The following is a 12,576-nucleotide window of genomic DNA, read 5'->3' on the forward strand; positions in this document are numbered from 1 at the left end:
CATGTATATAGACTTGCTTAGCTCAATGAATTTAGATTATATACTTCAGGCAAAATATATCTGACCAAAAATGCGTAATTGCAGAAATTTACGAATTTGACGTGAAAAACTTGAAAAATAGCGCAAGGCAAGGACCTACACGGGTAGCTACTACAATTAAATAGCTCATTTATGCTCACAAAACTTTCATTCATACTTGTTTTATGCGTCACATTAACCACTTAGTGTAACCATTCTTTTTATAATTATTATATCTATTCAATGGAGCCATAACATGTCGATAAGTTGGAAACGTAAACTGGGAATGGTCGGTGCATTAAGTAGCGTGTTGTTACTTAGCGCCTGCAATGACAACGATAAAGTTGAAACAACGGTAAAAGAAGTGATTAAAGAAACCGTTAAACCCGATGCTAAATCGGTTACTGTTGGCCCTCGCCCACTGTTTTTAGTATCAGAAATGCAATCAAGCCCACTGAAAACTAAGCTAGAACAATGTGCATCTGGCCCATTTTATCGCAGCGATTTTTCCATTGGTCACCGCGGCGCTGCATTACAGTTTCCTGAGCATACCAAAGAGTCTTACCAAGCAGCGATTGATACCGGCGCTGGCGTAGTAGAGTGTGACGTTACCTTCACCAAAGATAAAGAGCTGGTTTGTCGCCATTCGCAATGTGACTTAGCCACCACAACTAACATTCTGGCCATTCCTGAATTAGCAAGTAAGTGTTCAGTGCCATTTAGCCCAGCCGATCCGGCTAACGGCGTAAAAGCCACCGCGACCTGTTGTACCAGTGACATTAGCTTAGCTGAGTTTAAAACCTTAAAAGGTAAAATGGACGGCAGTAACCCTAATGCAACCACTGTTGAAGAATTTATGGCGGGTACCGCATCATGGCGCACAGACCTATATTCTGGCAATGGTACGCTGATGACCCATGCCGAAAGTATCGCGTTATTTAAAGCCGCTGGCGTTAAAATGACGCCAGAGCTTAAATCTGCCAGTGTGACGATGCCGTTTGATGGCTTTACTCAACAAGACTACGCGCAAAAAATGATTAATGAATATACTGCGGCTGGTGTTGCCGCTGCTGATGTTTACCCACAATCATTTAACTTAGAAGATGTTAAATACTGGATAGCCAATACGCCAGAGTTTGGCCAACAAGGTGTTTATTTAGACGACCGTTACGATTTAGCTAACTTTGACCCACAAAATGCAGCGACTTGGTCACCATCAATGACTGAGCTAGCAAGCGATGGCGTTAAAATTATCGCGCCACCACTGTGGGTATTGTTAACTTTGGATGCAAACAACAACATCGTCCCTTCGGAATACGCCAAAGCGGCTAAAGCAGCTGACCTGAAAATTATTACTTGGACGTTAGAGCGCTCAGGCCTACTCAGCCAAGGCAATGGCGGTTGGTACCATCAGTCAATTGCTAACGCCATTGATAACGAAGGCGATACTTTTGAAGTGCTAGACGTGCTAGCAAAACAAGTAGGCGTGATAGGTGTATTCTCTGACTGGCCAGCGACAGTCACTTACTACGCAAACTGTATGGATAAATAATCACCACAACTTAGATACTAAACGGCTGGAAACAGCCGTTTATTCCTTCACACCCTTGAGCAAGATTATCTACCACGCTCAAAAACGAAAATCTTTCGGCTCAACCTGTAACTTAATTTATGCCCACCAGCAAAGGCGAACCATCTAGCTAGCCCTTTAGTGACAAAATTTTAATGTTACTCACTTCAACCACAAGTTTAAGGCAATAACCCAAAAAAGCATGATGGCATAACTAATATAATTCCAAAGTAAACCCGAGTTTTGGATAAGCAGAATAGTATATTTTTACTGCGAAAACGCGATAGATATATCCCTATACGCTTTGGTAAAACAGTTGCCCTTGCTCAATAGTAAACCAGCAACAAGCTTGGCAATAAATATGCCTTAGCGTAACGCTTTCGCTGATAGGTAGTTCATCACAAAACACCTTACACCTTGGATTATCTTCGACATCGTTTAGTAAAAGTTTTTCCAGTCAGCAAAAAATAACATTCTCGGCAGCAGCTAATGGAAAAAATTACAGCGCTAATAACGCGACTATTATGCTTTTTTATAAATATACCCTCTGGCTATAAAGTCGAGTTGCAATGTAAGCAACACGGTCAAACCAAAACGATAAAGTGTAATTGTTGTTTTTTTACTATTTCTGATACTTCTCTATAAGTGCACCTGTTTCGTTTCCTTCCGACGTCCCATCGGGAAAGTTTATAATATAATCAAAGATATCTGTCTGATTTACAGTAACTTCAGCGCCCCCCTTTAAGTTAGGTATACTGTAAGGCTCATTTTTAAGAAGGCCTGTGATAACGTTATCCTTCCAAGATAAAACTTCAACCCACATCCATTCAGTGCCTCCTTCTGGAGTAGTAAATGGCGCCTTCACCTGTATAAACTTACCTGGGTCTAAACCCTCATTAAAATCACTTCTTAGCCCATTCAGCTTTTCCTTAGCTCTTTGACTTGCAGCCATTATCAATGAATTATGCTGAACATATGATATATTGTCTTCCGACCCAAAAAGACTAGATAACAAGCTTTCATGCTTTTCACTCAACGACTTACCTTTGATATTCTGAAACAACAGCTCAATAATATAGTTGTTTGGATCACCTTCTTCCCACTTTCCTTCCCCTGTCTGAATTAGCAGCTTAGATTCAGCATTCTTTTTGAGTGTTGGAATCAACGCCGTCTTGTATTCAGTTTCCACAAGGTTACCTATATTCAGTTCAAGATCGCCATCTTTAGTTAGGGAAGCCCCTTCTGCAATAGATTGCGCAACTAGGTTAATTAAACTACCCATAGATCGGTTTGACGACCAAGAGAAATCATTCACTACGATATCGGGTAAACCAAACTTGACCATTCCTAAAGTAATAGCCCTAACCCCTTCGTTGTTTTTGTAAGCGTGAATAACTGTATGGTCTCTCACGTTTGGCATACTGCCACCCCACGAATCTATTCGTTGTTCTTTCCATGCAAGTGGGGTAAATAACTCTCTGGTTTCAGAGTCCCAAATTACGCCACCAGAAGACTCTGAAAATTGATACAGCGAATTGGTTGCTTCTCTTAGTCCGGCAAAGGACAGATTATATGGGTAGGCTATATCGATAATGATTGCCAAGTTTGATTTTTCTATTCGAGTCACTTGCCCCTTATCAAGCCCTCTTCCAAAATATGCGAGATAACTTGCATCAGGTACCGGATATGATGCTTTTAAATCTTTTATTATTTTGTGTGACAACACCGGCTTTGAAGCAGACTCAGGCAGTTCATCTACCATATCGAACTGCTTAAACTTTTCGACTAACAAAGACGTGTCTATATCAACCTTTTCTGGGTAGTAATAAATAATAGTTCTATATCTAATATCAGGCTCTACAGAGGAAGCAAAGGATATTCCAACGGTTGAGAGAACCACAACCAAAAAAGATAAAACATGTTTCATGTGGACGCCCACTATTTATTACTCCTAATAAAACAATCTTGGCTGTGCATACCATTGCTACGCCGCCACTTCGTAAATGTGTGTAGTGACACTGTGAATTTGGCTACCTACGAATTCGCATAGTCCCAACAACCGATAGCGATCAAACCCTAGTGACCACCGACATAAGGTGTGCTGGTTGTATAGTGATTTACCTTGCCGTTTAGCTTCACAATTTTAGCTCTATCATCGGCTTCCACATTTCATACAGCTCTGCTTCTGAGGGGACTTCGCCATGTTCAAGTTTACGGATCACTTTACATGGGTTGCCAAAGGCTAAGCAGTCTTCGGGGATGTCTTTTGTGACAATACTGCCAGCGCCAATCACGCTGCGTGCGCCGATGGTGACTCCGTCTACTACCACAGAGCCAGCACCAATCCAAACACTGTCACCAATATGAATAGGATTGCCTAATGCCAAAGGCAATACACGCTCAGCAATATCAAGTGGGTGCCCTGCTGTGCTGATCACCACATTCGGCCCAATTTGCACATAACGGCCAAAATACACTGGGGCAATATCTAAAATAGTTACCCCACTGTTTAAGAAGCCCCCTTCGGCAAAATGGATATTTTTGCCCATGTCGCAGTAAAAAGGCGGTACGATATTCGCGCCATTATGACTACCAAGAATGTCACCCAGTAGCTTGGCTTTTAATGCGTGCTGCGAAGGCCGAGCGTGGTTAAAGTCATAAAGCTTCTCTTTCATTTGAGTTTGCGATTCAAACAACTCAGGGTTAATAGTAAGCTGTACTTCAAAATCAGATATTTTATGGCTCATTGTCTAGCGCCTCTCATTATAGCAATGCTACATCCTATTCTTATGAAAAAGATAATCAACCGTTAGTGCCAGTAAAATAGAGTGAGTTCAAAAACTTACACTTTCATTTACCGACTCTATCGTTAAGTTATTAGTCTTCCATTTCTCGGGCTTTAGACAAGGCCGAAGCAACCATTCCAGCGGGAATAGACACCACACCTAAGCCAATAATTAAGATAAAAAAGGTGAAAATCTTGCCGCCCACCGTAATCGGGTATATGTCGCCATAGCCCACGGTAGTTAAGGTTGCAACGGCCCACCATAAGCTATGAAATATGGAGCTAAAAGCCTCGGGTTGTACTGGGTTTTCAAAATAGTAAATCCCAACCCCAGCTAAATAAAGGATGATCAATGAGGCGAACAGAAATAAAGTTAATTCTTCTTTTGCAATGATAAAGGCACGGTAAAAGCGCTGTGATGCTGCGCTATAACGCACTAGCTTTAAAATACGCACCAACCGCAACAATCTGAAGGCACGAACAGAACGTAAGTCTAATCCGGTAGCAAGGTAAAACGGTAAAATGGCAAGTAAATCAACCATGCCAAAAAAGGAGAAAATATACCTTACTTTACTGTCAGCCACCGCTACTCGAGCAATATACTCGACGGTGAAAATAAACACGGTAACAGCTTCAAACCAAAAGAGATTAGTTCTTAACTCGGCACTGATATTCGGTAAGGTTTCAACAGAAAAGCTGACCAGTGATAGAACGATCATGATCTGCGTGAAAATTTCAAAGCGGCGACCGATGGCAGTATTGTTATCCTCAACCATGTTTTTAATCGTTTTTATCAAGTTGACTCCTCATTAATTGCATCCCTGGGTAGATCAACTTGTATTGTAAGCAAAATTAACACCGACATGGAAATATTTAAATTTTGCTCAAGGATTGCTTGTTTCGATCGCCACTGCAACGTTTAGAGCAATATTTAACCTCGGCCCAATTACGTTGCCATTTCTTACGCCATGTAAAAGGCCGCTGACATACGGGGCAAATTTTGCTGTCTAAGTGTGCTTTTTTCATTACTTTATCACTGCTCCTGGTCACGTTAGCCTAACATGTCGCTGCAACAAGCGACTGGCCTCTTGCTTCACTTTTGGCTTGTCGCGCCATTGCCATAACAGGGCTTGCGCGGCCTTGTAACTGACTTTTAAATCAACAATTGGCTCGGGGTAATCGACACCCAATTTAACGCCATAGAATAACTGTTCCATATCAGTCATTTGCCAAGGAGTATGCACTATTTGTGCAGGTAACTCGGCTAACTCTGGGCACCATTTTTTAACAAATTCGCCGTCAGGGTCTTTTTCAAGCCCTTGCTTTACTGGACTATAAATCCGAATAGTATTGATCCCAGTGACCCCAGCTTGCATTTGAAATTGGCTGTAATGGATACCCGGTTCAAAATCTAAAAAAAGTGCGGCTAAATGCGCCACTCCACTACGCCAATCAACAGCAAGGTGATGACATAAAAAACTCACCAGCATGGCGCGCATGCGAAAATTGATGTATCCGGTTGCTAATAAACAACGCATACACGCATCAACCATGGGGATCCCCGTTTGGCCTTGTTGCCAAGCAACGAGGTATTGTTTGGCTTGCTCACCTTCAGCTCTAGGCAAATCAAAGTAACCACGATTAACTGGCTCAAACTCCATTCGGCATTCGCTTTCAAATTTTTGTATGAAATGACAATGCCAATGCAGTCGAGCGCTTAACGCCACTAAACTGCGCCGCCAGCCGGGTCGCTGCCAATGGCTTAATAGGGTTTGATATACTTGGCGCAAGCTCAAGTTACCCCATGCTAAATGGGCTGACAAACGAGAGCAATGACGCTGACTGAGTTGTGGGCTAGACAATGAATAGGCATAGTCTTTACCCCGCTGATGATAAAAATCGTCCATTACTTGCCACGCCGATGTTTCACCTCCTCGCTGAAATCCCTCATTGCTAGCTTCTATATTCATAAGCTGAGCTTCTTCTACTTCGCACCAGTTAACACCATTCACATCTACATCAAACGTTGTCGAACGCATCACCGTTTGCCAGTGCTTGTCCCAATGATGTCGCTGCGACAAACCACGAATAACCGCTGCGTAAGGTGATTCAAACCAATTAATATTGTGTTGTTGGCACCAATTAGCGACCCCTTTATCGCGCTCAAATGTGTTGGCTAAGCCAACTTCTTGGTGGGAATAAATCGCGGCTATTTGGAAACGCTGCTGTAACAAGGCAAAGGTTTCCAAAGCATTAAGGTGTGAACAATATAAGGCGCGAGTAGGTAGTCGCTGCTGAATGTCCACCAGCGACTCATGTACAAAACGCCAATGACGCGATGAGTAATGGGGATCATTGAGTAATATCGGCTCAAAGCAATATAACAACAATACAGGTAGCCCCGTTGCGGCAGCCTCATATAAAGGTTGGTGATCCTGTAACCGTAAATCTCGCTTTAACCAAACAACTGCAATGCTCATGTTTTGCCATTAATTAATATGTGACTAAAAATGTGAGATGGTCTGCTCAAGCTACAATATTTGTTGTGCTTTGCTGAGTCAGGCATAGAGAAAGTTAACGTACAAGCAAATAAACTGGTTCACTCTACGCGACATAATTTATCACTGTTAGCCCTTGAATAGTGGTGATCAATTTTCCTTACTTCTGTAAGACGATGTAAAAATATGACTAAATTTATCTGCTTATTAGTCAAAGCGACTATTCATTCGCTACATTTACATGCAATCATGTATTAAAATTTATAATCACTCCGCAACGGTTAACAAATATGAAAACCCAAAGTAAAATGTTTTCACTTCTTTTTATCGCACTATTTATTGAATCCGTCGCGATGTCATTTGTGCACTCGACCTATCTTGAAGTCGTTTTTATCGGCTTACCTGCGCTTTTCGTTCCGCTCTATCTTATTAAGTCGGCGCCAACAAGTGCCTTGACCCGTCACGTTTCAGCCATGGCGGCGATGATTTTTGCTTGTTTACATATCCATCAAATGAACGGTTTGATTGAGGTGCATTTCGAGATATTTATTTTGATGGCATTCTTGATTATTTACAGTGACTGGAAGGTGTTTATTACCGCCGTTTCGGTGGTGGCAGTGCATCACGTTTCATTTTATTTTTTACAAATGAACAACGCGGGAGTTTACATTTTCGATCCTGATCGATTGATGTTTTCAACGGTAATTATTCACGCGGTTTACGCCATCGTCGAGTCAATCGTGGCAGGCTATATCGCCAAAACCCTTAGAGATGATAGTTATGTTGGCGCTGAGCTTGCAACTATCACCAAACAACTAACTCAAAACAAGCAATCAATTGACTTAACATTACGCGTAAATAGCAAGAAAAGTAAAACACTACGTGGTTTTAACGAATTACTAGAGCTACTTAATACCCTCATACATGACGTTAAAACCCAAGCCAAAGAATTAGTAGTTAACACAGCAACCTTAGCTGAACTGAAAGAGTCGTTAAATACTTCTGCCAATATTAAACGCCAAGAAACCGATAGCATTGCCTTGTCCGTTGAACAAATGCTCGACACGGTTAATATGATCGCTAATCAAGCAGGGCAACTTAGCACTCAAATGACCCAAGCCAACAAGTTAAGTCGCTTAACCGAAAATAACGTCAATGACATAAATAGTAAAAACCAACATTTACACGATGCGTTAAGTAGTACCAGTGAGCAAATTCAACAGCTAGCACAGGCCAGTGAAGTGATCACCAGCGTGCTTGAGGACATTACCAGTATCGCCGACCAAACCAACTTACTGGCACTCAATGCCGCCATCGAAGCTGCACGAGCCGGTGAACAAGGGCGTGGTTTTGCGGTAGTGGCTGATGAAGTGAGAGCCCTTGCCAATCGCACTAAAGACAGCACCACTAAAATTGCCAAAACAATCAATGAACTAAACACCCATTCAAAAAGCTCAACGCAAGCGATGCAAGCTTGTATTAGTATTGTTGATGGGGTTATTGGCGTTGCCGCTTCAGCCAACGAGCAAATGAAAGAGACCTCGCAATTAGTCAGCTCTGCAAACGAAATCGCTAACTCGGTAGCCAGTGCCGTCAATGAGCAATCTGATGCTACCGCCAGTATTGCCACCAGCACAGAAAATATGAAACTCAACAGCCAAGACGACCTCTCGCGGATAGCGCAGCTTTCTATCGAAACCGATAACATTAAACGTGCGACCGAAACACTAGAGCATGATATTGAAAGCTTCAAATAACCCCGCGTTAACCCAACAGGCTTTAACGCACCACGTTAGGCGCCATCATGTCGTTATTGTGGTGGTTTGGGTTATTAGCACATTAATAGCCGCCAGTTATTTTATTAATGCACGACTGGTTGAGTTTGATCCAAACGGCAAGCTACAACAAAACCGCCAAGGTTTTGTGATGTCTTTATTAGCACAAGCTCAGCTGGATCCTCTGGCAATGGATAACACTATTATCCATTTCACTAGTGAGGGTTGCGTTTGTAATTCTTATAGCCAAGCGCACAAACAAACCCTTAATCAGCAAGCAATAAGCAATGGTTATCAAGTTATCAACCTAACAATGACGGCAGCTTTACGTGAATTAGTGCCAGCGACGCCCGCCGCGTTGGTCATGAGTAACGAAGGTAAATTGGTTTACTTTGGTCCTTATTCGGAAGGTTTAGCTTGCTCTAGCTCTAATAGTCTTATTGAACTAGCAATAAATAATTTTAATAAAGGCTTTAATCCTGAGCTGATCATCGATAAGGCCAAAGGCTGTTACTGTCAGGCATAGATAAGCACTACAAAGCCATCTTATTTGAACCATTAGTCTATAGTGATCCATGAGTAACATCATAAAAAATGTCACTGCTCACTGTTAGAATGGTTAGGGTTTCAACAACATAATAAGGATTTTTATGATTAAGCAACTAGCAACAGAAACAATCGCATTACTGGGTGGCAGCGACAACATCACCGAAATAGATCACTGTATTACACGGGTACGCATCAAGGTAGCCGATTACGCTAAAGTCGACTTTCCCCAACTAAGTAAAGAATATGACAGCGCGGTAAAAGGCGTAGTTGAAGGCAGTGTTCATCTCGTGGTTAATCAATACAAGCACGATTTTACTACCGGTGATATCGCAACCGAGCTTAAAGCGCTTAAAGGCTAAACCTCCCCTTCCAAAGGCCTGCTAATTCATCCACCCCAGCACGGACCTTGCAGCTCGCTTCTTGGCAAAAAACACTGTGTAGAAAGCGAGCTGCATTGTTTGTTACATCGTTAATCTTTACTCGACTTTCAAATAATAAACCATAATGACTAGACCAAACTAACGACTCATTAATCAACGATCCTTTTTTGAAATGCGAAAGGGAAAGATGTTAGGTTAAATAGGTCATCACTTATTAATCAACCTTAACTCGGCGTTTTTATCATTCCGAGTACAGTTAATCAGCTTAACCATAAGTTGTGTTAATCAGGGTTTTAGTTACCGATTTATTAAGGAGATAATGAATGTCTGGAAATAAAGTCAACGCTAAACATACGTTCACCGTTAACGGCCAAGCTTATCACTACTACCCCATCGCTGCTGCGCAAGCTACCGAACAAGGTGGCGTTGATCGCTTACCAGTCTCAATCAAAATATTACTCGAAAACTTGCTACGCCATCATGGTAACGATACAGATAACCAAGCCGCCATTGACGCCCTCATCAGCAGCCGAGGCCACGCAAGTAGCAAAGAGATAAACTATCAACCAGCGCGCGTGTTAATGCAGGACTTTACCGGCGTACCCGCGATTGTAGATCTTGCAGCTATGCGCGATGCATTAGTTAAGCAAGGGCGAGACCCGCAAAAAGTAAATCCGCTAGCCAAGGTTGATCTGGTCATCGATCACTCGGTTAACGTCGATAAGTTTGCTAATTCATCAGCATTTGAAGAAAATGTCGCCATTGAAATGGCACGAAACGACGAGCGTTATGCCTTTTTAAAATGGGGCCAGCAAAATTTTCAGAACTTTAGCGTAGTGCCGCCAGGTACCGGCATTTGTCATCAGGTCAATCTTGAATATCTCGCTAAGGTGGCATGGACTGAAACCAACGAAAACGAATGCGTGGTTTATCCCGATACACTGGTTGGAACCGACAGCCATACCACTATGATTAATGGTTTGGGCGTACTCGGCTGGGGCGTAGGCGGCATTGAGGCTGAAGCTGTGATGCTCGGTCAGCCAATTTCTATGCAAATACCCGATGTGGTTGGCTTTGAGTTAACCGGTAAGTTGGCCGAAGGCATTACCGCGACAGACTTAGTGCTGCAGGTGGTGCAAATGCTAAGGCAACATGGCGTGGTCGGTAAGTTTGTCGAATTTTATGGCGCAGGCTTGGCGCACTTGCCATTGGCAGATCGCGCCACCATCGCCAATATGGCACCTGAATATGGCGCTACTTGTGGTTTCTTCCCGGTCGATCAACAAACCCTTGATTACTTAGCCCTAACGAACCGCGATCAACAAACCATTGCACTGGTGGAAAGCTATTGTAAATTACAGGGGCTATGGCGCGATGAAACCACGGTCACGCCTAACTTCTCTGAGACCTTAACACTGGATATGAGCACAGTGGAGCCAAACCTAGCGGGACCGGGTCGCCCTCAAGATCGCGTCCCCATGCGCCAGCTTAAAACAGCCACAGATGATTTTATTGCGCTAAATGGTAAAGGCGCGCAGCAATCGACAGCGTTTCCACTTAACACCGGTGCTGATGATCAAGCTCTGCATCATGGCGATCTCGTGATTGCAGCTATTACCTCCTGTACCAATACCTCTAATCCGGCGGTGATGCTGGCAGCGGGATTACTCGCTAAAAAAGCCATCGCAAAAGGATTAGTGACCAAGCCATGGGTTAAAACCTCCCTCGCCCCCGGCTCTCGGGTGGTAACCGACTATTTGCAAGCCACTGGTTTACAACAGTCGTTAGATACCTTGGGCTTTAACTTGGTTGGCTATGGTTGCACCACTTGTATCGGTAATTCCGGTCCATTGCCCGTGGAGGTACAAGAATGCATTGTAGAGAACGATCTCATTGTCTGCGCGGCGTTATCTGGCAACCGTAACTTTGAAGGCCGAATACATCCACTGGTGAAAGCGTCTTGGTTAGCCTCGCCACCATTGGTGGTCGCGTATGCACTCGCGGGCACCACGCGTATCGATCTCACTCAAGAGCCCATTACCACCAGCCCTGACGGCGAAAAGGTCTATCTAAAAGATATTTGGCCCAGCAATGCTGAAATTACCGAGTGTCTTAAAAGCGTTAGCCATCAAATGTTTGAACAACGTTATAGCGCGGTGTTTGACGGTGACCCAATATGGCAAGCCATTGAGGCTGGTAAACAAGCTAATTACGCCTTTTCAGAGCAGTCTACTTACATCCAATTACCGCCGTTCTTTGAACCGGAGTATCGCGATAATAACAGCAACATTGTTAACGCTCCGATCCTCGTGATGCTGGGTGATTCGGTGACCACCGATCATATCTCACCCGCTGGCGCGATTGCCAAAGACAGCGCCGCGGCTGATTATTTACGCAGTAACGGCGTGAGTGAAGCCGATTTTAACTCTTACGGCTCAAGGCGCGGTAACCATCAAGTGATGATGCGTGGCACCTTTGCCAATATTCGCATTCGCAATGAAATGACGCCCGAGCGCGAAGGCAGTTACACCCATCTTCAAGGGCAGTCTACACCATTATTTATCTATGATGCGGCCATGACATACCAGCAAGAAAAGCGTGCCAGTGTCGTCATTGCCGGTAAAGAGTATGGCACCGGCTCAAGCCGAGACTGGGCCGCGAAAGGCACGCTATTACTCGGGGTTAAAGCCGTGATAGCAGAAAGTTTTGAACGCATTCACCGCTCTAACCTTGCTGGTATGGGCGTGTTGCCATTACAGTTTATGCCGGGTGAAGACAGAAAGACATTACAGTTAACTGGTAATGAGTCGTTCGACATTTTAGGTTTGGACAAAAAAATGCAGGCCAATCAAACCTTAAATGCGGTGATCCATTATTCGTCCGGTGAGCAGCGTAACATTCAATTACGGTCGCGACTCGATACCGCGGTAGAAGTTGAATATTATCGCGCCGGCGGCGTGCTGACTTATGTGCTTAATCGCATGGCCGCTGAGCGTTAAGG

General features: G+C 43.6%; 10 protein-coding genes. 5 read left to right on the top strand and 5 right to left on the bottom strand.

What is annotated here, in order from left to right:
• Nucleotides 1-274 precede the first annotated feature (274 nt).
• The gene (locus K6Y31_RS16325; RefSeq protein ID WP_233054006.1) at nt 275-1,570 is read left to right on the top strand and encodes a glycerophosphodiester phosphodiesterase family protein; all 1,296 of its coding nucleotides are present in this window, start codon (nt 275-277) and stop codon (nt 1,568-1,570) included.
• A gap of 640 nt (nt 1,571-2,210) precedes the next feature.
• On the opposite strand, the gene K6Y31_RS16330 is transcribed toward K6Y31_RS16325, so the two are convergent.
• The 5 genes from K6Y31_RS16330 to K6Y31_RS16350 form a co-directional block, all read right to left on the bottom strand.
• The gene (locus K6Y31_RS16330) at nt 2,211-3,515 is read right to left on the bottom strand and encodes a DUF2314 domain-containing protein (protein ID WP_233054007.1); all 1,305 of its coding nucleotides are present in this window, start codon (nt 3,513-3,515) and stop codon (nt 2,211-2,213) included.
• A gap of 208 nt (nt 3,516-3,723) precedes the next feature.
• Nucleotides 3,724-4,335 carry a sugar O-acetyltransferase gene (locus K6Y31_RS16335; RefSeq protein ID WP_233054008.1) on the bottom strand — a complete coding sequence of 204 codons (612 nt, stop codon included), beginning with the start codon at nt 4,333-4,335 and terminating at the stop codon, nt 3,724-3,726.
• A gap of 130 nt (nt 4,336-4,465) precedes the next feature.
• A complete protein-coding gene (locus K6Y31_RS16340) occupies nt 4,466-5,170 on the bottom strand; it encodes an ion transporter (RefSeq protein ID WP_233054009.1) in 705 nt (234 codons plus the stop codon).
• 76 nt (nt 5,171-5,246) lie between these two features.
• Entirely contained in the window at nt 5,247-5,399 is a 153-nt protein-coding gene (locus tag K6Y31_RS16345; protein ID WP_233054010.1) for a DUF2256 domain-containing protein, read from the bottom strand.
• Nucleotides 5,400-5,419: 20 nt separating this feature from the next.
• A complete protein-coding gene (locus K6Y31_RS16350) occupies nt 5,420-6,853 on the bottom strand; it encodes a cryptochrome/deoxyribodipyrimidine photo-lyase family protein (protein ID WP_233054011.1) in 1,434 nt (477 codons plus the stop codon).
• A 308-nt stretch (nt 6,854-7,161) separates the two neighbouring features.
• Here K6Y31_RS16350 and K6Y31_RS22355 point away from each other — a divergent pair, with 308 nt between their 5' ends.
• The 4 genes from K6Y31_RS22355 (at nt 7,162) to acnA (ending at nt 12,574) form a co-directional block, all read left to right on the top strand.
• Entirely contained in the window at nt 7,162-8,628 is a 1,467-nt protein-coding gene (locus K6Y31_RS22355; protein ID WP_282560191.1) for a methyl-accepting chemotaxis protein, read from the top strand.
• Nucleotides 8,612-9,172 (top strand): DUF6436 domain-containing protein, encoded by a 561-nt coding sequence (locus tag K6Y31_RS16360; RefSeq protein WP_233054012.1) that lies wholly within the window; start codon nt 8,612-8,614, stop codon nt 9,170-9,172. Before K6Y31_RS22355 ends, K6Y31_RS16360 begins: the two co-directional genes overlap by 17 nt.
• Before the next feature lie 124 nt (nt 9,173-9,296).
• Nucleotides 9,297-9,554, top strand: a complete 258-nt coding sequence (locus K6Y31_RS16365) for a PTS sugar transporter subunit IIB (protein ID WP_233054013.1) — start codon at nt 9,297-9,299, stop codon at nt 9,552-9,554.
• A 344-nt stretch (nt 9,555-9,898) separates the two neighbouring features.
• Nucleotides 9,899-12,574 carry an aconitate hydratase AcnA gene (acnA, locus tag K6Y31_RS16370; protein ID WP_233054014.1) on the top strand — a complete coding sequence of 892 codons (2,676 nt, stop codon included), beginning with the start codon at nt 9,899-9,901 and terminating at the stop codon, nt 12,572-12,574.
• Nucleotides 12,575-12,576 lie beyond the last annotated feature (2 nt).

Origin of the sequence: Motilimonas cestriensis, assembly GCF_021295315.1 — a bacterium.
Taxonomy (GTDB): domain Bacteria; phylum Pseudomonadota; class Gammaproteobacteria; order Enterobacterales; family CBDFNC01; genus Motilimonas; species Motilimonas cestriensis.

Bases quoted from the DNA above. Each gene is read 5' to 3' on its own strand.
- K6Y31_RS16325 (WP_233054006.1), top strand. From the start codon at position 275: ATGTCGATAAGTTGGAAACGTAAACTGGGAATGGTCGGTGCATTAAGT.
- K6Y31_RS16330 (WP_233054007.1), bottom strand. From the start codon at position 3,515: ATGAAACATGTTTTATCTTTTTTGGTTGTGGTTCTCTCAACCGTTGGA.
- K6Y31_RS16335 (WP_233054008.1), bottom strand. From the start codon at position 4,335: ATGAGCCATAAAATATCTGATTTTGAAGTACAGCTTACTATTAACCCT.
- K6Y31_RS16345 (WP_233054010.1), bottom strand. From the start codon at position 5,399: ATGAAAAAAGCACACTTAGACAGCAAAATTTGCCCCGTATGTCAGCGG.
- K6Y31_RS16350 (WP_233054011.1), bottom strand. From the start codon at position 6,853: ATGAGCATTGCAGTTGTTTGGTTAAAGCGAGATTTACGGTTACAGGAT.
- K6Y31_RS22355 (WP_282560191.1), top strand. From the start codon at position 7,162: ATGAAAACCCAAAGTAAAATGTTTTCACTTCTTTTTATCGCACTATTT.
- K6Y31_RS16365 (WP_233054013.1), top strand. From the start codon at position 9,297: ATGATTAAGCAACTAGCAACAGAAACAATCGCATTACTGGGTGGCAGC.
- acnA (WP_233054014.1), top strand. From the start codon at position 9,899: ATGTCTGGAAATAAAGTCAACGCTAAACATACGTTCACCGTTAACGGC.